The 20,880-nt window shown below is 44.1% G+C and carries 18 protein-coding genes and 2 pseudogenes; 18 read left to right on the plus strand and 2 right to left on the minus strand.

Going from position 1 to position 20,880, the window contains the following annotated elements:
- Positions 1-219: 219 nt before the first annotated feature.
- Both VEZ01S_RS11820 and oxyR read left to right on the plus strand, forming a co-directional pair.
- A complete protein-coding gene (locus VEZ01S_RS11820; protein ID WP_021714279.1) occupies positions 220-567 on the plus strand; it encodes a RidA family protein in 348 nt (115 codons plus the stop codon).
- A 158-nt stretch (positions 568-725) separates the two neighbouring features.
- Entirely contained in the window at positions 726-1,619 is an 894-nt protein-coding gene (gene oxyR, locus VEZ01S_RS11825) for a DNA-binding transcriptional regulator OxyR (RefSeq protein WP_021714280.1), read from the plus strand.
- A gap of 113 nt (positions 1,620-1,732) precedes the next feature.
- Here the strand turns inward: oxyR and VEZ01S_RS11830 are convergent, their stop codons facing one another.
- Positions 1,733-4,408 carry a penicillin-binding protein 1A gene (locus VEZ01S_RS11830; protein WP_021714281.1) on the minus strand — a complete coding sequence of 892 codons (2,676 nt, stop codon included), beginning with the start codon at positions 4,406-4,408 and terminating at the stop codon, positions 1,733-1,735.
- Between the two features lie 132 nt (positions 4,409-4,540).
- Between VEZ01S_RS11830 and VEZ01S_RS11835 the strand changes: the two genes are divergently transcribed.
- From VEZ01S_RS11835 to VEZ01S_RS11910, 16 genes and pseudogenes are all read left to right on the plus strand, one after another.
- Entirely contained in the window at positions 4,541-5,404 is an 864-nt protein-coding gene (locus VEZ01S_RS11835) for a hypothetical protein (RefSeq protein WP_021714282.1), read from the plus strand.
- Positions 5,401-5,946, plus strand: coding sequence for a PilN family protein (locus tag VEZ01S_RS11840; RefSeq protein ID WP_021714283.1), 546 nt, complete (start codon positions 5,401-5,403; stop codon positions 5,944-5,946). The genes VEZ01S_RS11835 and VEZ01S_RS11840 overlap by 4 nt, the downstream gene beginning before the upstream one ends.
- Complete coding sequence (locus tag VEZ01S_RS11845) at positions 5,943-6,503, plus strand: hypothetical protein (protein ID WP_021714284.1); 561 nt, start codon at positions 5,943-5,945, stop codon at positions 6,501-6,503. The genes VEZ01S_RS11840 and VEZ01S_RS11845 overlap by 4 nt, the downstream gene beginning before the upstream one ends.
- A 169-nt stretch (positions 6,504-6,672) precedes the next feature.
- Positions 6,673-7,641, plus strand: a pseudogene (gene pilQ, locus VEZ01S_RS11850) (type IV pilus secretin PilQ); the annotation flags it as partial.
- A 151-nt stretch (positions 7,642-7,792) separates the two neighbouring features.
- Entirely contained in the window at positions 7,793-8,311 is a 519-nt protein-coding gene (gene aroK, locus VEZ01S_RS11855; protein ID WP_021714286.1) for a shikimate kinase AroK, read from the plus strand.
- Positions 8,312-8,346: 35 nt separating this feature from the next.
- Positions 8,347-9,450 carry a 3-dehydroquinate synthase gene (gene aroB, locus VEZ01S_RS11860; protein ID WP_021714287.1) on the plus strand — a complete coding sequence of 368 codons (1,104 nt, stop codon included), beginning with the start codon at positions 8,347-8,349 and terminating at the stop codon, positions 9,448-9,450.
- Between the two features lie 23 nt (positions 9,451-9,473).
- A complete protein-coding gene (locus VEZ01S_RS11865) occupies positions 9,474-10,910 on the plus strand; it encodes an SPOR domain-containing protein (RefSeq protein ID WP_021714288.1) in 1,437 nt (478 codons plus the stop codon).
- Between the two features lie 67 nt (positions 10,911-10,977).
- Positions 10,978-11,799 carry a Dam family site-specific DNA-(adenine-N6)-methyltransferase gene (locus VEZ01S_RS11870; RefSeq protein ID WP_021714289.1) on the plus strand — a complete coding sequence of 274 codons (822 nt, stop codon included), beginning with the start codon at positions 10,978-10,980 and terminating at the stop codon, positions 11,797-11,799.
- A 104-nt stretch (positions 11,800-11,903) separates the two neighbouring features.
- Entirely contained in the window at positions 11,904-12,575 is a 672-nt protein-coding gene (gene rpe / locus VEZ01S_RS11875) for a ribulose-phosphate 3-epimerase (protein ID WP_021714290.1), read from the plus strand.
- Between the two features lie 2 nt (positions 12,576-12,577).
- A complete protein-coding gene (locus VEZ01S_RS11880; protein ID WP_021714291.1) occupies positions 12,578-13,261 on the plus strand; it encodes a phosphoglycolate phosphatase in 684 nt (227 codons plus the stop codon).
- A gap of 133 nt (positions 13,262-13,394) precedes the next feature.
- On the plus strand, positions 13,395-14,417 hold the full coding sequence (trpS, locus tag VEZ01S_RS11885; RefSeq protein ID WP_021714292.1) for a tryptophan--tRNA ligase: 1,023 nt from the start codon (positions 13,395-13,397) through the stop codon (positions 14,415-14,417).
- Positions 14,418-14,518: 101 nt separating this feature from the next.
- Positions 14,519-15,109 carry an aminodeoxychorismate/anthranilate synthase component II gene (locus tag VEZ01S_RS11890; RefSeq protein ID WP_021714293.1) on the plus strand — a complete coding sequence of 197 codons (591 nt, stop codon included), beginning with the start codon at positions 14,519-14,521 and terminating at the stop codon, positions 15,107-15,109.
- Positions 15,110-15,380: 271 nt separating this feature from the next.
- Positions 15,381-16,589: an aspartate aminotransferase family protein gene (locus VEZ01S_RS11895; RefSeq protein WP_021714294.1), complete on the plus strand. Its 1,209-nt coding sequence runs from the start codon at positions 15,381-15,383 to the stop codon at positions 16,587-16,589.
- Positions 16,590-16,613: 24 nt separating this feature from the next.
- Entirely contained in the window at positions 16,614-17,633 is a 1,020-nt protein-coding gene (gene astA, locus VEZ01S_RS11900) for an arginine N-succinyltransferase (protein WP_021714295.1), read from the plus strand.
- A 23-nt stretch (positions 17,634-17,656) separates the two neighbouring features.
- Positions 17,657-19,120 carry a succinylglutamate-semialdehyde dehydrogenase gene (astD, locus tag VEZ01S_RS11905; protein ID WP_021714296.1) on the plus strand — a complete coding sequence of 488 codons (1,464 nt, stop codon included), beginning with the start codon at positions 17,657-17,659 and terminating at the stop codon, positions 19,118-19,120.
- A gap of 39 nt (positions 19,121-19,159) precedes the next feature.
- Positions 19,160-19,969: pseudogene (locus VEZ01S_RS11910) on the plus strand (DUF1338 domain-containing protein); the annotation flags it as partial.
- Between the two features lie 105 nt (positions 19,970-20,074).
- Here the strand turns inward: VEZ01S_RS11910 and crp are convergent.
- Complete coding sequence (gene crp, locus VEZ01S_RS11915; protein ID WP_017029447.1) at positions 20,075-20,707, minus strand: cAMP-activated global transcriptional regulator CRP; 633 nt, start codon at positions 20,705-20,707, stop codon at positions 20,075-20,077.
- Positions 20,708-20,880: the final 173 nt, after the last annotated feature.

The raw sequence follows: 20,880 nt of genomic DNA on the forward strand, positions 1-20,880 counted from the left end.
GGGACTTCTTCGGTGACTCTCTAATCGCCCTTGAACAATACTGTTCAGGGGCTTTTTTATTTTTCCTGCGCTATTTCTAATCACTGACTTAGTGTGATTGGTACGATAGCGGCTTTTTGCACATTGCTATTCGATCTCGTCGACATTTCAGAGCATATATAAATGCTAGAAATTTCAACCTATTTACAATGCTATCTCTATTTTAGGAGAACGAAGATCATGATTGAACGCCAACAAACCAAACAACGAATGAGCCGTATTGTTAAGCACAATGGCACAATCTACCTCTGCGGTCAGGTGTGTGCTGATGCGACTCAAGGCATTACTGAGCAAACGCAAACCATGTTAGATAAAGTTGAACAATTATTGCTCGAAGCAGGTAGCGATAAACAACACATGCTCTCAGCGACCATTTACATCAAGGACATGCAATATTTTCAGGAAATGAATGCTGTTTGGGATGCTTGGGTGCCTGAAGGGTATGCTCCTGCAAGAGCGTGTGTGACGGCAAATATGGCAAGGGAAGCTTTGTTGGTTGAAATTTCAGTGGTTGCGGCTGAAAAGTAGTAGCGGGTACTTTCCTCACTTTCTATGAAAGAGAGTGCATCTAAATCTATAACTAAAATATTGTTTTCGAAGCATTTCTAAGTGATTTAGGAATTCTTTTGATAGGTGGTGAGGTTTGGTGGTATCTTTTTCACAGATAAACCTATAGAGAAAAACTTGTGAATATTAGAGATTTTGAATATTTAGTGTCTTTGGCTGAGCACAAACATTTTCGCAAGGCGGCTGAAGCATGCTTTGTTAGTCAGCCGACGTTGAGTGGTCAAATTCGTAAGCTTGAAGATGAGTTAGGCACCGCGTTATTAGAAAGAAGCAGTCGCAAAGTACTGTTTACAGATGCAGGGCTGTTACTTGTCGAGCAGGCTAAGAAAATACTGGTCGATATTAAGCAATTTACCGACATGGCCAGTGCGCAGGGTGACTCTATGCAAGGGCCGGTACATATTGGATTTATTCCGACGGTTGGTCCATATCTGATGCCGCGCATTGTACCGAAGATCAAACATGATTTTCCTGATTTAGAAGTGTTTCTTTATGAAGCTCAGACCCATCAGTTGGTGGCACAACTGGAAGAGGGGAAATTGGATTGTTTGATTCTGGCTGCAGTAAAAGAGACGGAACAGTTTAATGAGCTGGCTATTTATGATGAGCCGTTAGTGCTTGCTGTTCCTGAAAATCACAAGTGGAGTGGCTTGTCTCAGCTGGATATGCAAAAGCTTGAGGGCAATACGGTTCTTTTCCTTGGCGATGGACACTGCTTACGTGACCAAGCATTAGGCTTTTGTTTTGCCTCTGGCGCAGTAGAAGATCAACGCTTTAAAGCGACCAGCCTAGAAACGCTAAGAAACATGGTTTCAGCAGGCTCTGGTGTGACTTTATTGCCAGAATTGGCCGTGCCTCAAGAGAAGTCAAAAGATGGCGTTTGCTATATCGAAGCAGTAAATCCAAAACCATTTAGAAAGTTAGTTTTGGCTTATCGACCAGGTTCACCATTTAAACCAAGATTTGAAGCACTAGCGAAGTACATTGCCAATAGTTTGAGTGATAGTGAGTAATGCAGTGAGTTAAACGCCCTACAGAGGTGTTGCCACTGTTGTAATGAGCGTTATCCATTGGATACAAAAAGGCCCAGACATTAAGTGTCTGGGCCTTCTTATTTATGACAGAACTAGAATAAGCTTCCGCTATTTTCTCCATCGTCACCGTCAGTTGAATCATCAGAGAAGATGTCTTCTCCATAGAATCCATTGCTGGTGTTTTCTGGTTCGTATTCTGTTGGCGCTGTACCTTCTAGGAAATACTCAAAGCGAGATGTTTCATCTGCTTTATGGGTGAGTAAGCCTGAGTTTCGGTCAATGCGCGCTTGAATGATATGACGAGGTACTTGTTTGCGTTGAGCCGGTTTATCTGCCAATGCGATACGCATAAAGTCAATCCAAGCTGGTTGTGCTGTTTTGGCACCTGCTTCGCCCCCAGCAGCTTGTTTAGAGCCTAAGTTGGCATTTCTCGTAGTGCGACCTAGATCTCGGTTGTGATTATCAAAACCAACCCAAGTTACTGCCACTACATTCGGTCCGAAGCCGCTGTACCAAGCGTCTTTCGAGGAGTTTGTTGTACCTGTCTTACCGCCAATATCACGACGTTTTAGTGCTTGAGCACGATAACCTGTACCGTTCCAGCCTGTACCTTTAGACCAGCTACCGCCACCCCAGATGTTGCTGTACATTAGCTCTCTAACTAAGAAAGCGGTTTGTGGGGTGATGACTCTTGGCGCATATCTTGGCTGAGTATGTTCAGCCTTAATATGTTCGCCTTTGTCATTGGTCAACTCAGTCAGCTTCACTTCATGATCTTGAGCGTGTTTCGTCACGTCAGTTACTAAAGAGTTGTTACAGTGAGTTTTACAGATCACGGTAGGGTTAGCTTGGAAACGAACTTCACCGTATGGATTTTCTACACGTTCAATATAGAAAGGTTCCACATAGTAACCGCCGTTAGCAAATACAGAATAACCTTGTGCCATTTGCACTGGTGTTAAGCTGCCTGCACCTAGCGCGATGGTCTCAGAACGAGGTGTGTTCTCTTTAGCAAAACCAAAACGAGTCAGATAGTCACGAGTCTCATCTAAACCTACGGCACGTAGTACACGTACAGCCATGACGTTTTTCGATTGAGCAAGGCCGATGCGAAGACGTGTTGGACCTAAATAGTTTGGTGGTGAGTTTTTAGGTCGCCACGCGGTGCCAGCACTTTCATCCCATTGGTTAATCGGCGCATCATTGATTAATGACGCAAGCGTCATTCCATCATCAATTGCAGCAGAATAGATGAAAGGCTTAATGCTTGAACCTACTTGACGCAATGACTGAGTGGCGCGGTTAAATTTGTTATGTACAAAGTTAAATCCGCCGACCAAGGAAGTAATACGTCCTGAGGTAGGTTCAATCGAAACCATAGCGGTATTTGCACTTGGTATTTGGCTGAGTCGCCAAACAATCGGTGCCGGCTCTTCTGCAGGTGTTTGTTCTGCAGGTGTTTGTTCTGCGTCAGAGGTTGCTACTGTGTCTGGTGTCTCAGTCGGAGTCAATGCACGTGCAATATCCGTTGGGCGAACCCAAACCTGTTGACCTACTTCTAGAATATCTTTGGCGCTTTTCGGTGCAGGCCCTTGACGCTTATCTGTTTTAAAGCGACGAGCCCAACTCATCCCATCCCATTCAATGGTTTGGTAGCCATAATTCTTAATGAAGACTTGAGCGGTTTTTCCCTCAACTTTAATGACTACGGCAGGGTGCATAGCACCATAGGTAGGTTGAGTGCGTAGATATTTCTGTAAAGCATCCTGATCCATCGGCGCTGCATCAGGAGCCCAAACAACTTTCTCTTCACCATGGTAACCGTGACGTTCGTCGTAGTTCACAAGGTTTGTGACAGCGGCGATGTTGGCAGCATTTTGCAGTTTTGAATCTACCGTCGTATAGATACGCATACCAGAGGTATAAGCGGCTTCTTCACCAAATTTTTTCACCATCCAAGCACGGGCAATTTCAGCCACGTATGGCGCTCTTACCTGTGGTTGAGCACCATGAGTTTCACCTCGTAGGTCCTCTGCTGTCGCATCATCAAACTGCTGTTGAGTGATTTTTTGCTCGGCAAGCATTCTTCCAAGCACAACATTACGTCGTGTCGTGGCGCGATCAATGGAATAGATAGGGTTCATTGTTGACGGTGCTTTTGGTAGACCGGCGATGACAGCTAATTCACCAAGAGTGAGGTCTTGCAGGCTTTTACCAAAGTAAACTTGGGCCGCTGCACCGACACCATAAGAACGATGTCCGAGATAGATTTTATTGAGATATAACTCGAGGATCTCTTGTTTACTCAATAACTGCTCAATGTGAACGGCGATAAATATCTCTTTAATTTTACGCATTACTTTCTTCTCATTGGATAAGAAGAAGTTTCGAGCTAACTGCTGAGTAATGGTACTGGCCCCTTGGCTGGCTGAACCGGTTGAGATTACGGCAACAGCGGCACGAGTAATACCAATCGGGTCAAAACCATAGTGCTCATAGAAGCGGCTATCTTCAGTAGAGATAACAGCATCAATCAGTTCTTGAGGGATTTGATCCAGTTTTAAAGGGATACGACGCTTCTCACCAAACTGGGCGATCAGTTTACCGTCGTGTGTGTATACCTGCATTGGTGTTTGCAGTTCAACATCTTTCAGCGTTGCCACATCTGGCAATTGGGGCTTCAGATAATAGTAAAAACCAAAAATTGTACCTAGCCCAAGAACGATGCAAATCAGTGCAAGGACTAATGTAATCTTTATGAACTTCACCCAAGTTTCCTTGTTTTTGAAAGATTTAAATTTGCTCATATTCACAATGAGCACAAACAATAACTTAGTGTAACCGCTTTTTTGCTTAGCTACCTAAATTTTTGATATTTACTGCATTTAACAGGGATTTGTATGCTTTATTCCGTATTTTCCGGCATTACTGTACGTCAAAACAAACTGATTTGTGTGGTGCTAAAAAACAGTCAATCGGGGTGGAAAATACAAGATTGCCTAACTTATCCCATACAGAGTAAAAATGATTGGAAATCTGTTACTACAGAGCTTAATAAGCATTTACCAAAATGGCGGAATTGTGTCGCAATAAGCTTAGAATTTGAAGAGGTGTTACGTAAGAGTTCTGTTATAAATTCATCGCTCTGTGCTGATGAAGAGTCTTCTTATGTGCGTGAGCAGTTGTCCCAAGTGTTAGGGCAAGACCCTCTGGCCTATGATTATAGGTGCCGTGCTGATCATCACGCGCAACAGGATATCGACCTTTTTATCTGTAAACAGGAGACACTGGATACTCTACTAAACGACAGTGGCTTGAGTATCAATGTCGTTGGTTGGGCACTCACCGATTTAGTGACTTTGAGCCAGCAATTGTTATCCATAAAGCAGATGACGGCGCACTATGCGTTAGAGATAACCGATGACAAGCTGCAAGCCGTATCCCTTGATGGGTGTCTGACAACTTACACTTTTGACCTTAACTTATGTTGCTTTGCTGAGCTTGTACAAAGTCTGCGTCAGCATCAATTGACTCTGAATTCTCACTCAGAAACCGTGGATTTAACCCTATTACTGTTTGGTACTGCAACACAAGTAGAACACTTCCTCCAGCAAGTTTCCGATGACTCTGCACTATCTTGTATTGATGCCTCTTTGTTGGCGCAGGGTCATATAGGGGAAATCGAACGACTAGCATTTGAACGTTATTATCCAGCACTTGGGTGTGCATTGGGCGCTATGTCGTGGTGTAAGGCGCTCCAATGATCAATTTTTTACCTTGGAGAGAAGGTATTGCCCGTCGCCGAAAGTGGCTGTTTATCTTACGCCTGACGTTACTCCCCGTTTTAGTTTTGTTGATCTCGTTGCTAGCGCTTAGCTTTGCGATGCAATATCAACAACAACTGCAGCGCAACTTACATGCATTAACCTCGGAGGTGAAGCGCACTCAGCGTGCCCATGTAGAGGCGACTCAAGCTGCAGAAGAGCAGCAACGCTGGTATGAACGTGTATTATTGATACAGCGTCATCAAGCTCAAACAGAGCGTCCTTTTCCTATTGATCTTTTGCCACACAAACCCGCTACGCAAGGGATCAGCCTACTGCGTTTCGTGTGCGAGCTTTCAGCATGTGAAATTGAAGGACGAGCACAGCACATTCATCAACTGAGCCCTTTTATGGATGCACTGTCACAAGCACCATGGATTCATTATTTGCAGATTGAACAACTACTTCCTGAAGTGAATCTGGATAGTCAATCCAGCACTCGCTTTTTAATTTCGTTTCACATTCGAAGTCAAACACCATGAATTGGCTGCTATTTTACGATTGGGGTCGTTGGCTGCATTTACCTAAATATAAGGTATATGGCCTCAGTGTACTGCTTGCTAGCGGTGTTTGTGTGGGAGCGTGGGGCATTTGGAGTGAGGTGCTCAAACCTAAACAACAACAGCTCATAGAACAATTGTCATCTAGGCAACATGAGCATCTTATCTATTTAAAGAAGCTAGAGCTATTGGCTCAGCCACAACCAGATTATCAGGCTCAATATCAACAATTGCTTTTGCATCGCCCCGTAATTTTGTCAAAAGTGGATTTATTTAATTATGTTTCGACAGATTTTCAGTCTTCATCTGCATTGGTCACGCTTTGGCAATGGGACACGGCGCCAAATAGCCAGCGCCTCACTATTGGCTTGCGCGGGGAGTTTTCTGCGATTCGTCGTTTGGTGAAAAGTGTTTTGAGTTACTCAAACTGGGTAACTTTAGAAAGAATGACGCTTGAGCGAGATTCAGTGCATGCCAACAGTGTCGATGGGCAGTTTGTTTTCGCCTTTTTTATTGAGGATGAAAAAGGGGAGCAATGATATGCAACGCGGCATTTTTATCTTGATGGTCTGCTGTTTCTTTAAAACAGGCTTTGCCACTGAATCAGAATGGTTTTCAGTGCCTGCTCCAGAGGCTACAGTTGCTTCGGAGAGTACCGTCATAGCAAATGAATTGTTACCAATAGCGCCTGCCGAAATGGCAAAGGTTAAGCCGACACCGCGTTTATCATCGCAACTGTTTGCGATTAAATACGCTAAAGCATCAGATATTGCTGATATTTTGGATCATCACCGTAGAGTCGGCACGGTCTCTGAGTTGGGGTCTATTGCTGTCGATGAAAGAACCAATTCTTTACTCATCTATGACCACCCAGATAATTTACTACGTGTGGTCGAGATCATTGACGCTTTGGATATCCCCGTAAAGCAGGTACAAATTGAAGCTAGGATTGTCACAGTAAATGAAGGTGAATTGGATGAGCTAGGGGTGCGTTGGGGGTTTACCAACATCAATACAGAGTTCAACGTAACCCCCAGTATTGAAGCATCTAAAGGCAGCGTCGATATTGCCGATCACCTGAACGTGAATCTGGGGCTTGCTAATCCCAATGCTTCTACCATTGCCTTTCAATTGGCGAAGTTGGGTTCAGACACGTTGCTTGATTTGGAATTGTCTGCTTTACAAGCGGAATCAAGAGCTGAAATTATCTCAAGTCCAAGGTTAGTCACTACCAACAAACAGGCCGCTTATATTGAGCAAGGTTCGGAAATCCCATATTTAGAAGCGGCGGCCAGTGGCGCGACGTCCATTTCGTTTCGTAAAGCGGTGCTGAGTTTAAAGGTGGTTCCACAGATTACTCCTGATAATCACCTGGTTTTAGATTTGGTTGTGACTCAAGACCGACCCGGGCAAGTAGTCAAAACGGGCATCGGTGAATCGGTGGCTATCGACACCCAGCGTGTGCAAACGCAAGTTTTGGTTGAAAATGGTGAAACTATCGTACTGGGTGGAATTTATCAGAAAAGCATTGTTCGAAATGTAGAGAAAGTCCCGTATCTTTCTGATATTCCTTGGTTTGGTCGCTTTTTTAAGCGAACTTCGGACAAGTTTGGGCGCAGTGAGTTATTGATATTTGTTACTCCTTCCATCCTCTTTCCAAAAAAAGATAAAATATAATTTGCAATGTAGTGATCAAATCCAGATAATTTCGGGTCTTATCACGATTCATATGTGAGGAACTTGGCGTCATTTCTCTATACCGACTATTTAGCGGTACAATGAAGGTGGCGGTGTAATTTGACTTTAACGTTGTAAAATACTGCTTAACATGGCTGAAAAACGTAATATTTTCCTTGTTGGCCCAATGGGCGCCGGCAAAAGCACAATAGGTAGACACCTAGCACAGCAACTTCATATGGAGTTTGTTGATTCTGACACGGTAATCGAAGAGCGCACTGGCGCTGATATCGCTTGGGTATTCGATGTGGAAGGCGAAGAAGGCTTCCGCAAGCGTGAAGAAGGTGTGATCAATGATCTTACCCAAGAACAGGGTATCGTTCTTGCGACCGGTGGTGGCTCAGTAATGAGCAAAGAAAACCGCAACCGTCTATCTGCACGTGGCGTGGTAGTGTATCTAGAGACCACTATCGAAAAACAACTAGCTCGCACCAATCGCGATAAAAAGCGTCCGCTTTTGCAAACTGATGAACCTCGTGAGGTTCTTGAGGCTTTGGCTGCACAGCGTAACCCACAGTATGAAGAAGTTTCAGACTATACGGTTAAAACTGACGATCAAAGTGCAAAAATAGTTGCAAATCAAATCGTTAAAATGCTGGAAGAACGTTAATCTTTCAGCGTTAATCTTACTGAGGAGAGCATCCCATGGAACGGATCACGGTAAGTTTAGGGGAGCGAAGCTACCCAATTTCAATTGGTGCTGGGTTATTGGGTAACCCGGCCCTCTTTTCAAGTTTATTCCCATCGTCAAAAGACTTATCACAGCAACAAGTGGTGATTATCACCAATACAACGGTTGGTCCTCTCTACGCTGATAGAGTTGAACGTCAATTTGTTGAATTGGGGTGCAATACTAGAGTCTTAGAGCTTCCCGACGGTGAGCAATACAAATCGTTAGAGACCTTCAATGATGTGATGAGCTTTTTGCTCAAGCATAACTACAGCCGCGATGTACTTTTAGTCGCATTAGGTGGTGGTGTGATTGGCGATCTTGTCGGCTTTGTGGCGGCGTGTTACCAGCGCGGTGTAGACTTTGTGCAAATTCCAACCACCTTATTGTCTCAAGTTGATTCATCGGTTGGTGGAAAGACCGCCGTTAACCATCCTTTAGGTAAAAATATGATAGGTGCCTTCTATCAACCTAAAGCGGTGATTATTGACATCAATACCTTAGCAACTTTGCCAGACAAAGAGTTTGCGGCAGGTATGGCTGAGGTGGTGAAGTACGGTGTGATTGTCGACAAGCCATTTTTTGAATGGATAGAACAACATATCGAATCGCTAACCGAGCTAGAAAGTGCTGCTGTTATCAAAGCCGTTGCTAATTGTTGTCAAATCAAAGCGGATGTTGTTGCCCAAGACGAAAAAGAGTCAGGTATTCGAGCGTTATTGAATCTGGGTCATACTTTTGGTCATGCTATTGAAGCGGAACTGGGTTATGGTAATTGGCTGCACGGTGAAGCGGTATCATCAGGTACCGTTATGGCTGCAAGAGCTGCAGCATACGCTGGAATGCTTGATAGTATTGATGTTGACAGAATTGAATCACTTCTTGTTGCTTGTGATCTGCCGGTACATACACCTGAAAGTATGTCAGGTGAAGATTTCATGAAGCATATGATGCGCGACAAAAAAGTATTGTCGGGACGTTTACGTTTAGTGCTACCAGATGCTATTGGTAGTGCAAAGGTCATCAGTGACATCGATCATGCGCATGTGTATCAAGCCATCGAGGACGGACGTAAATAGAAGTAATTGACTAAGGATAGTTGATGAGCCAGCCTGATAAGGCCAGAACATTGGAATTGAAATCACAGACGTTATTGCTAGAAAAGCTGCGTTTGATGACTCGTTTTGGCTCAAACCTTATTACTTTAATTGGCTCAAGGGGTGCAGGTAAGTCCTGGCTTCTTGAGCGTCATTTCTCACACAGTGTGGCGGAGCACAAAGCGAGACTGTTAGGTGATGTTGCTATCTCCGAACAAGAGATGCGCAGTACCTTACTCACGCAACTTATTCCTAATGGCCGAGACTCTTCAGACAACAGCATTTTTGATAATTTAGACCATGAATTAGGCTTAAACCAAGCTCATTTTACGATTCTAGTGGATGATGCAGGTTTATTTTCAGAAGAGATTTTACTGTCTTTATGGCATTTGGTTGAGCGTATTCAAGCTCACCCCACTTGGACTATCAATGTCATTATGGCATGCGGCCCAGACTTGTTATCCAACAAGATCCTCCCTTTGTGTCATCAATTTAATACGCAGCCTGTACAGCTTAATATTGATCCTTTACCCAAAGCTGAAGTGGAATTCTTCTTGGAATTGATGGTACTTAGACAATTTGAAAGTTTGAATAAACGCGACAGTATTCGTAAAAAAGCGAGTCGTTGCCCTCAGTATCCCGGCGAACTAATGACACTAGGAAGTAAAGTGAAACCAATGAAAACCGCATTATCTTCTCATAATGGCTCGGCCAAATCGGGCGTTATTGTGATGATTCTGATTGCTGTCATCGCACTCATCGCTTGGTGGGTATTATCAGGCTCCAATAGCGAACCACAAACAGAGACGTCAAATCAGACATTGAGTAGTCACAATACCGAAAAACGACCAACTGGCTCTCAAGCAATACACAGCCAAGAGATGGTCGACTTCTCAGCGAAAGAAGAGCAAACACTGACCGATGATGCACATCAATTACCACCTCCAGTGACAGAGAAAACCATTACTTTAGATGACAATAGCCGTGGTCAAGAGCGAGTGGTGGTTCCTGATCAGGTGGTGGACTCTTTGATTGATACTGAAACACAGGTGGTGAAACCGACCATTAAATCATCGGTGTCTGCGCCACAAGCGGCTGTGTCGGTTGAGCAAAGTGAGCATACCCAGTCAAGGGTTCACTTTTCTTTCTCGCGAGATGAGTTGCTTGCCATCAGCAGTAAGCGCTATACCGTACAGTTGGGAGCACTACGCAGCATGGGGGAAGTTCAAGCATTTATTGACGAACACCAATTGCAAAGCAAAGTGCGAATTTACCCAACTCCTCGCTCTGGTAGCACTTGGTACATCGTTACCTATCAAGACTTCCGCTTTGTAAAGCAAGCTAGCGCTGCAATTGAGCAACTGCCTGCTGAGCTACAAAGTCTTGGCCCTTGGGTTAAGTCCATGTCACAGGTACACAAAGAAGTTGTGGCAGGAAAATAACGCTGAGAGATGTGTCATTTTATGATACATTCCGCGTCCTAGAAACTATGGGTAGTGAAGACCAGCAATGAAAAAACAACGAGCCTTTTTAAAATGGGCAGGTGGTAAATATGGACTCGTTGATGATATTCAACGTCATCTACCACAAGCAAAAAAGCTAGTTGAACCTTTTGTTGGTGCGGGTTCAGTGTTTTTGAACACCGATTATGAACACTACCTATTGGCAGACATTAATCCAGATCTTATTAATTTGTATAACTTGTTGAAGCATGATCCGCAGCCTTATATCAATGAGGCAAAGCGTCTGTTTACCGCTGAATACAATCAAAAAGAGGTCTATTTAGATATCCGTAGGCAGTTTAATGCCAGTGATGATATTCAATTTCGCTCAGTGGCGTTTTTGTATATGAATCGCTTTGGCTTTAATGGTTTGTGTCGCTACAACAAGAAAGGCGGTTTTAACGTACCGTTTGGTTCGTATAAAAAACCTTACTTCCCTGAACAAGAACTGGAGTTTTTTGCCGAAAAAGCCAGTAAAGCAACCTTTGTCTGTGAAGGGTATTTAGAGACGTTTAAACGTGCCAGAAAAGGCAGCGTTATTTATTGCGATCCTCCTTATGCGCCTTTGTCGACCACCTCAAATTTCACCACTTACTCCGGTAATGGTTTCTCTTTAGATGATCAGGCTGCTTTGGCCGATGTGGCTGAGCGTACGGCCACTAAGCGTGGTATTCCCGTGTTGATTTCAAATCATGACACGGTACTGACTCGACGTTTGTATCACGGCGCAGAGCTGAATGTGGTCAAGGTTAAGCGCACTATTAGTCGAAATGGCGCAGGACGCAACAAGGTTGACGAATTGTTAGCTCTGTTTAATCGGGATGCTTAACGACGGTCGCAACATTGACATTCATTTGTAAATTGTCCTTTTAGTTTACGGTGGGCTTTTGTAGAATTGCGCGCAAATTGAACGCCTTACTACAGGGAACAGCGATGAACGACTTTCTAATTGCACCATCTATTTTATCCGCAGATTTTGCGCGTTTAGGCGAAGACGTTGAGCGTGTATTGGCCGCCGGTGCCGATGTCGTACACTTTGACGTGATGGATAATCACTATGTGCCAAACCTGACTTTTGGTGCTCCTATTTGTAAAGCGTTGCGTGATTACGGTATCACCGCTCCCATCGATGTACATCTCATGGTGAAGCCTGTTGACTCTATCGTTCCTGAGTTCGCTAAGGCGGGCGCAAGCATGATTACTTTTCATATTGAAGCTTCAGAGCATGTTGATCGCACTTTGCAACTTATCAAGCAACACGGCTGTAAAGCGGGTGTGGTATTAAACCCAGCAACGCCTCTTAGCCACTTAGATTACATTATGGATAAGGTTGATATGATCTTATTAATGTCAGTCAACCCAGGTTTTGGTGGTCAATCATTCATCCCGAATACGTTAGACAAACTGCGCGCCGTTCGTGAGCGTATTACTGCGAGTGGTCGTGATATTCGACTAGAAATTGACGGTGGGGTTAAAGTGGATAACATTCGTGAAATAGCGGAAGCCGGTGCAGATATGTTTGTGGCAGGTTCGGCGATTTTTAACCAGCCTGATTACCAGCAGGTGATCAATGAAATGCGTGCTGAATTAGCTAAGGTCAAATAACCATGTCTTTACGTTTCACTAAGTTATTGGCTTTCGATCTGGATGGCACATTACTCGACAGTGTGCCCGATCTCGCTATTGCGACCGATCAAGCTGTACAAGCCATGGGGCACCCAAGCGTTTCCGAAACGCAAGTACGCGAGTGGGTGGGTAATGGCGCGGATGTTTTAGTAGCACGCGCCTTAAGCCAAAGTATGGATGTAGATCCAACATTGAGTGACGAAACTAAGCAACAAGCGCGACAGTATTTTGACCGCTTCTATGCTGAATGTGGGCATACGCAAAGTAACTTATACCCTAGCGTCGCAGAATCACTATACAAGCTTCACCAAGCTGGCTATCTATTGGCGATTGTGACCAATAAGCCTTGTCAGTTTGTACCAGAAATCTTATCTCAGCATGGTCTTAGCGAACTCTTCATCGATGTGTTGGGTGGTGATGCGCTGGAAAAGAAAAAGCCAGATCCAATGCCATTGAATCACCTGCTTGAAAAGCATCAGCTTTCAACGGATGAAATGATCATGATCGGGGATTCTAAAAACGATATTCTGGCAGCAAAGAATGCTGGAGTCACATCAGTTGCCTTGCCTTACGGGTACAATCACGGTGAGCCAATCGAGTTATCTCAGCCGGATTACCTCATTGACGACTTATCACAGTTGGTCGAACTACTTCCTTGTCATTGATGCATAGTGAATGAGCCTGAATTGTCAACTTAGGCTCGTTTTACGTTTTTTTTTCTTCCAATATATTTGTCGATGAGTACACTGTTTTATCGTACAAAACATTCATTTTAGAAGTATTGAGGAAGTAATTATCATGACCACTAAACCAATAGTGTTAAGCGGTGTTCAGCCGTCTGGTGAATTAAGCATTGGCAACTATCTTGGTGCTTTGCGTCAATGGAATCAGATGCAAGATGATTATGACTGCCAATACTGTGTTGTTGACCTCCATGCCATCACCGTCCGCCAAGATGCCAAAGCGTTACACGAAGCGACACTTGACGCTTTAGCCATTTGTCTAGCGGTTGGTGTGACTCCAGAGAAGAGCACTTTGTTTGTTCAATCTCACGTACCAGAACATGCTCAGCTAGGCTGGATTCTAAACTGTTACACCCAAATGGGTGAGCTTAACCGCATGACTCAGTTTAAAGATAAGTCACAACGCTACGCGAATGACGTCAACGTCGGTCTATACGACTACCCTGTATTGATGGCGGCCGACATTCTTTTGTATGGTGCTCATCAAGTTCCTGTGGGTAATGATCAGAAGCAACACCTTGAGCTTGCTCGTGATATCGCAAACCGTTTCAACAACATTTATGCGCCAGAATCTCCAATCTTCCAAATCCCTGAACCTTATATCCCAACAGTAAACGCTCGTGTAATGAGCTTACAAGACGCGAATAAGAAGATGTCGAAGTCGGATGACAATCGTAAGAATGTGATTACGCTTCTTGAAGAGCCTAAATCTATCATTAAGAAAATCAACAAAGCGCAAACGGATCCAGAGAACCCACCTCGTATTGCATACGATGTGGAAAACAAAGCCGGTATCGCTAACCTGATGGGACTTTACTCTGCAGCAACCAATAAAACCTTTGCTGAAATTGAAGCTCAATACCAAGGTGTTGAGATGTACGGTCCATTCAAGAAAGACGTGGGTGAAGCTTTAGTTGCAATGCTAGAGCCGATTCAGGCTGAATATCGCCGTGTTCGTCAAGACATGCCTTACCTCAACGAAGTCATGAAAGCTGGTGCGGAAAAAGCGTCGGCTCGTGCAGCAGTCACACTAGACAAAGTGTACCAAGCTGTGGGCTTTGTTAAGCGTCCGTTTTAAACATCTTGCTTAAGCCTTGCTTTTAAACGCGGGCGTAAATCAGTTGTGATAGAATGCCATTGCCTCAAAAGCGGTGGCATTTTTATTTGTTGGATTTTTGTATGCTGTTAATCATTGATAACTATGACTCTTTTACCTACAACCTGTATCAATACTTTTGTAAGTTAGGTTGTGAGACGAAAGTAGTGCGCAATGATGCGATTACCCTTGAACAAATTCATTCCTTAAAGCCACAAGCTATTGTGATTTCTCCAGGGCCTTGCACTCCAAATGAAGCGGGCATTTCGCTACAGGTTATCCAAGAGTTTATGGGTAAAGTGCCGCTATTGGGTGTGTGTCTTGGGCATCAAGCTATTGCTCAGGTACTGGGTGGAAAAGTCATTCGTGCAGACAAAGTCATGCACGGTAAAACCTCGCCAATCTGTCACACCGATAGCGGGGTATTTTCAGGTTTAAATAACCCACTAACGGTCACTCGTTACCACTCACTGATCGTAGAGAAAGCATCTCTTCCCCAATGCCTAGAAGTCACTTCTTGGACGGTCGATGATAACGGACAAATTAAAGAGATCATGGGCTATCGACACAAGACTCTGCCTATTGAAGGGGTTCAATTTCACCCTGAATCGATAAAAACGGAGCAGGGACTAGAGATACTCGCCAACTTTTTGAATGTTACTGCACGTCTATAGCGAATATCTATTGATATTACTTGCATAATATTTACTGCTGTTGCCTTGGTTTATCGCTGTTTTTGTTATGTAGAATGATATCTTTTTTCTGAATTACCCTTTCTAAGTCACACCGAGTACATTTTGTACGGTATACTAGGTCAATAAAACATATATTTAGCTTGAAATAGTTAATAACTTGTTGATACAATGCCTATATAGACGAAGTGTCTTCTGCAATGCATAAATAACGAATTTATCATTGCGAGAAAATGCGAAAGGAGTGATGGATATGACAGATGTAACGCGTAAAGACTTCGATGAAGTGATGGTTCCTTGCTATAGCCCAATGGCGGTTATTCCTGTTCGAGGACAAGGTGCGCGAGTCTGGGATCAGCAAGATAATGAGTACATTGATTTTGCTGGTGGTATAGCGGTTAGTTGCTTAGGTCACTGTCATCCAATCATGGTTAGTGCTTTGTCTGAACAGGCCAATAAATTGTGGCACCTCAGTAACGTAATGACAAATGAACCAGCACTTCGTTTAGCTAAAAAACTAGTAGAACTAAGTTTCGCGGACAAGGTCTTTTTTGCCAACTCAGGTGCAGAAGCAAATGAAGCTGCATTGAAGCTTGCTCGTCGCTATGCTGCCGATGAGTTTGGTGAGCAGAAATCAAAGATCATTGCATTTAATCAGGGGTTTCATGGCCGTACATTCTTCACCGTTACTGTAGGTGGGCAAGCAGCCTATTCCGATGGCTTTGGCCCTAAGCCTGGTGATATTGAACATATCCCTTATAACGATATAGAAGCATTTAAAGCGGCAATATCAGACGATACCTGTGCTGTAATGATGGAACCTCTACAGGGGGAAGGCGGTATTATTTCTCCATCAGCCGAGTTTGCTCAAACGGTGCGTGAACTGTGTGACAAACACAATGCACTGCTTATTTTTGATGAAGTGCAAACGGGTAATGGTCGTACAGGTGAGTTCTATGCTTATCAAGGACTCGGTGTCACGCCGGACATTCTTAGCACGGCAAAATCATTAGGCGGTGGTTTCCCAATTGCGGCTATGTTGACCACAGAAGCTCTCTCTAAGCACCTTAAAGTGGGTACACATGGTTCAACCTATGGTGGTAATCCATTGGCTTGTGCAGTCGCAGAAGCGGTGGTTAACCACATCTCACAGCCTGAAGTTCTGCAAGGAGTGAAGGATCGTGAAGCTCTATTTCTTGCTGAGCTTGAACGCATTAACACTCAATATCCAATGTTTGCAGAATTTAGAGGTAAAGGGCTTTTGCTTGGCGCTGTATTAAATAAAGACTGGGAAGGGCGCGCACGCGATGTGTTGGTCGCTGCTGGTGAAGAAGGGTTATTAGTCTTGGTTGCGGGAGCAAATGTGGTTCGTTTTACCCCTTCACTGGTTATTAGTACTGAAGAAATTAAACAAGGACTTGAGCGTTTCGAAGCGGCTATAGCTAAACTATATAACGCTTAACTTTCCATTAAGGGAGGAAGAGAGATGTTGGTAGTACGCCCGATTTTTAAGGATGACAGTCAGGCATTGTATTTGTGCGCAGAAGAATCTGGCCACGGTTTTACTTCTTTACCCGTTAATGAACAGTTGTTGCGAAATAGAATTGAACATTCGGTAGACAGCTTTTCAAAGCCCGGCGTTACTCAGCCCGGTAACGAAGGGTATTTAATGGTCGGTGTGGATTGTGATACGGGGGAAGTGGCAGGTACTACTGGCATCGAAGCATCGGTGGGTTGGGATGTACCATTTTACTCTTACCATATTAGTAAAGTGGTGCACTCATCGCCTAAGTTAGGCGTCAATAATGTGGTTAAATTACTCACTTTTGGCAATAACTATACGGGGTGCAGTGAGATCTGCTCCTTGTTTCTGCGCCCTAAATTTCGTGGTGGTCTTAATGGGCGCCTAATGTCTAAATCTCGCTTTCTTATGCTTGCTGAGCATCCTCAGCGTTTTTCTAAAACGATATTTGCAGAGATGAGAGGCGTCTCAGATGTAGAGGGAAACTCTCCGTTTTGGGATTGGTTACAAGAGCACTTCTTCTCTATCGACTTTACTATGGCAGACTACCTAACAGGTATCGGCAATAAAGGCTTTATCGCTGATCTTATGCCTAAGCTACCCATTTACATCAATCTATTGAGTAAAGAGGCACAAGCGGTGATTGGTCAGGTTCATGATAATACTCGACCTGCTTTAACGCTTTTGGAGAAGGAAGGTTTTACTTGTCGTGACTATATCGATATTTTTGATGCAGGACCAACCGTTGAGTGCGACCTCAGCAATATAGAGACTGTGCGTCACTCTTTTCGAGCTAAGGTGACTATTGCTGAGCATGGCAGCTCTATTTACTATTTGATCAGTAACACCTCATTTGAACACTTCAGAGCGGTAGCTCAACAAGCGGCATTTGATGCCGAAAGTCAAACCGTCATTATTAGCCCTAAAATAGCAAAAGCCCTACAAGTTGAAACGGGTGATTGGGTGCGTATGGCCGCAGTATAAGCAGAATAGCAAGGATGAATGGTATGCAGACGCATTTTGTAGCAGGCGAGTGGATTTCAGGACAAGGTAGTGAGATTCACTCTATATCGCCTTATAACTCAGAGGTTATTTGGCAAGGTCATGCTGCCAGCAAAGGGCAGGTAGAGCTGGCGGTATCGAGTGCGCGTCATGCTTTCATCAGTTGGAAAAAACGCACTTATGATGAACGAGAAAAAATCATTGTTCGTTTTGCCGAGTTGGTGAAAGAAAATGCACCGCTTATCGCCGAGACTGTAGCGAAAGAAACAGGTAAACCTTTGTGGGAGACTCGCACTGAAGCTGCGGCGATGGCAGGGAAAATTGCGCTCTCTATTCAGTCCTATCATGAAAGAACGGGCACTAAGCATAAGCAGGTAGCGGGTAATGACGTCACACTACAGCATCGCCCACTGGGTGTGTTGGCGGTGTTTGGCCCTTATAACTTTCCAGTACACCTGCCTAATGGGCATATTGTTCCTGCTTTGTTGGCTGGCAATAGTGTTGTATTTAAACCCTCCGATCTCACACCGCTGTGTGGTGAGTTAGCCGTTAAGCTTTGGCAAGAGGCTGGCTTACCTGCTGGCGTTATTAACTTGGTTCAAGGTGCTAAAGACACGGGAATGGCACTGGCTGAATCCACACAAATAGATGGATTACTATTTACCGGCAGTGCCAATACGGGGCATATCTTACACCGTCAATTTGCTGGACAACCGGATAAAATGTTGGCTCTGGAAATGGGGGGCAACAATCCTCTTATTGTCAGTGAGCAGTTTGGGGAGTTAGACGCTGCAGTGCACACCATCATCCAATCTGCTTTTATCAGCGCGGGTCAGCGTTGTACTTGTGCCAGACGTTTGTATATACCCGCTGGTGAGCGAGGAGATGCTCTGCTTACTCGCCTTATTGAGGTGACAGCAAAGTTGAAAATGGATCAGCCGTTTGCTCAGTCTCAGCCGTTTATGGGAACACTGATCTCTCGCTCCTCTGCTGAGCAAATTGTTGCAGCAAAACACTCTTTAATAGAGCTTGGAGCTAAACCTTTACTGGATGGACAATTGCTTAGCGATGCGTTTCTGTCACCCATTATTTTAGAGGTGACTGACATCTCAGATTTACCTGACGAAGAGTATTTTGGCCCACTGCTGCAAGTGGTGCGTTTCACACAGTTTAAGGATGCAGTTACGCAAGCGAATAACACGAAATATGGGCTTTCTGCTGGGCTAATTTCAACCTGTGATGACCAGTGGCTGTTTTTTTTAGATGAGATTCGAGCAGGGATAGTGAATCGTAATAGACCCATTACAGGAGCCAGTGGCGATGCTCCTTTCGGTGGTCCTGGTGCATCGGGCAATTTAAGGCCGAGCGCATTTTATGCCGCCGATTACTGCGCCTATCCAATGGCTTCTATTCAAGGAGATACCCCGATTCTACCAGAAACATTATCTCCAGGAATTCAGTTCGACTAATACTTTCATTAGGCAGTAGTTTCGTTTGGCTATCAAGGAGGGGTTATGGATGTACAAAAGCTATTTGACCTGTTGTGGGATGACTTTAACCGCAGGCTATGCCCGTCTTCACAGGTGATTCACGAGTTATTACAGCAAGACAATGCTTTGATTAATGACCATATTGCGCTGCGAACTTTTGCTTGTGCACCGATCGGCTTAGAGGTATTGGCTGAGCCTTTCCTTGAACTGGGTTATCAAGAGGGAGGTGATTATCTATTCAAAGCAAAGAAATTGGTGGCAAAACACTATCAGCACCCACAACCTAATTTCCCCAAAGTATTTATTAGCCAATTGCAGTTGGAGCAATGTTCGAATGAATTGCAAAGCATAGTCCGTCAATTGCTTGAGCAGATAACCCCACAACAACTTGCAGGTTCTGACTTTTTACATGGTGGGCGATTATGGGACTTAAGCTTTGAGCAATACCAGCAATTGGCGAAAGAAAGTGAATACGCTGCATGGGTTGCTGCGCACGGTTTTGGGGCTAATCATTTCACCGTCAGTGTTAATCACCTTACGCAGTTTACTGAAGTTTGTGAGGTGAATACTTTTTTGCAAAATAAGCAGTTTGCGATTAATGCCTCTGGTGGCGAGGTGAAAGGAACGCCTGACGTTCTGTTAGAACAATCGTCGACTATGGCGGATAAGGTAGAGGTTAAGTTCATTGAGGGCACACAGATCGTAGCGGGTGGCTTTTATGAGTTTGCTAAGCGTTACAAAGACAGTCATGGTGAGCTGTATCAAGGCTTTGTCGAAGCGTCAGCGGATAAGATTTTTGAAAGTACTAATACCAATCGCAGTCATTAATAGCCATTAATACCCAATAATGGTTAAGCGAAATAGACAAAGTTTAAGGCAATAAAAAACCGCTGTTAGATGAACAGCGGTTTTTATTTTTATAGCGAAAGGGGATTAACGAGTACCGTAAACCACAATCGTTTTACCGTGTGCAGAGATCAGGTTTTGCTCTTCAAGCATCTTCAAGATACGGCCTACAGTCTCACGTGAACAACCTACGATCTGGCCAATTTCTTGACGAGTGATCTTAATTTGCATGCCGTCTGGGTGAGTCATTGCGTCAGGCTGTTTTGCTAGGTTTAGAAGCGTCTGAGCAATACGACCTGTCACGTCTAGGAATGCAAGGTCGCCCACTTTTTGGCTTGTCACTTGTAGACGATTCGCCATTTGCGAAGAAAGACGCATTAGGATATCTGGGTTAACTTGGATTAGCTGACGGAATTTTTTGAATGAGATTTCAGCAACCTCACATGGCGATTTAGCACGAACCCATGCTGTACGCTCTTGATCATCTTCAAAAAGGCCTAGCTCACCGATGAAATCACCTTGGTTAAGGTAAGAAAGAATCATTTCTTTCCCTTCTTCATCTTTGATCAGTACCGCAACAGAACCTTTTACGATGTAGTAAAGAGTTTCTGCTTTTTCGCCAGCGTGGATCAATGTGCTTTTTGAAGGGTATTTGTGAATGTGGCAGTGTGACAAAAACCACTCTAAAGTTGGATCTGTTTGAGGTTTACCTAAAACCATATGCTTATCTTCCTCTCTCAGCGAGTATAATTATGTCCCCAGACATCGCCATCTATGGGGGCGAGGGGTTGTAGTTGCTGCTACTACGTTTAATTTTTTGCAGTACGAATAGTAACTTTTTTTCAGGGGAATTTCTTGATTTTGATCGTCATGTGTTGTCGATTTTTCACACA

This window comes from Vibrio ezurae NBRC 102218 (assembly GCF_000467185.1).
GTDB lineage: Bacteria > Pseudomonadota > Gammaproteobacteria > Enterobacterales > Vibrionaceae > Vibrio > Vibrio ezurae.

Coding starts and splice junctions, on each gene's coding strand:
- VEZ01S_RS11820 (WP_021714279.1), top strand. CDS start 220: ATGATTGAACGCCAACAAACCAAACAACGAATGAGCCGTATTGTTAAG.
- VEZ01S_RS11835 (WP_021714282.1), top strand. CDS start 4,541: ATGCTTTATTCCGTATTTTCCGGCATTACTGTACGTCAAAACAAACTG.
- VEZ01S_RS11840 (WP_021714283.1), top strand. CDS start 5,401: ATGATCAATTTTTTACCTTGGAGAGAAGGTATTGCCCGTCGCCGAAAG.
- VEZ01S_RS11845 (WP_021714284.1), top strand. CDS start 5,943: ATGAATTGGCTGCTATTTTACGATTGGGGTCGTTGGCTGCATTTACCT.
- aroK (WP_021714286.1), top strand. CDS start 7,793: ATGGCTGAAAAACGTAATATTTTCCTTGTTGGCCCAATGGGCGCCGGC.
- aroB (WP_021714287.1), top strand. CDS start 8,347: ATGGAACGGATCACGGTAAGTTTAGGGGAGCGAAGCTACCCAATTTCA.
- VEZ01S_RS11865 (WP_021714288.1), top strand. CDS start 9,474: ATGAGCCAGCCTGATAAGGCCAGAACATTGGAATTGAAATCACAGACG.
- VEZ01S_RS11870 (WP_021714289.1), top strand. CDS start 10,978: ATGAAAAAACAACGAGCCTTTTTAAAATGGGCAGGTGGTAAATATGGA.
- rpe (WP_021714290.1), top strand. CDS start 11,904: ATGAACGACTTTCTAATTGCACCATCTATTTTATCCGCAGATTTTGCG.
- VEZ01S_RS11880 (WP_021714291.1), top strand. CDS start 12,578: ATGTCTTTACGTTTCACTAAGTTATTGGCTTTCGATCTGGATGGCACA.
- trpS (WP_021714292.1), top strand. CDS start 13,395: ATGACCACTAAACCAATAGTGTTAAGCGGTGTTCAGCCGTCTGGTGAA.
- VEZ01S_RS11890 (WP_021714293.1), top strand. CDS start 14,519: ATGCTGTTAATCATTGATAACTATGACTCTTTTACCTACAACCTGTAT.
- VEZ01S_RS11895 (WP_021714294.1), top strand. CDS start 15,381: ATGACAGATGTAACGCGTAAAGACTTCGATGAAGTGATGGTTCCTTGC.
- astA (WP_021714295.1), top strand. CDS start 16,614: ATGTTGGTAGTACGCCCGATTTTTAAGGATGACAGTCAGGCATTGTAT.
- astD (WP_021714296.1), top strand. CDS start 17,657: ATGCAGACGCATTTTGTAGCAGGCGAGTGGATTTCAGGACAAGGTAGT.
- crp (WP_017029447.1), bottom strand. CDS start 20,707: ATGGTTTTAGGTAAACCTCAAACAGATCCAACTTTAGAGTGGTTTTTG.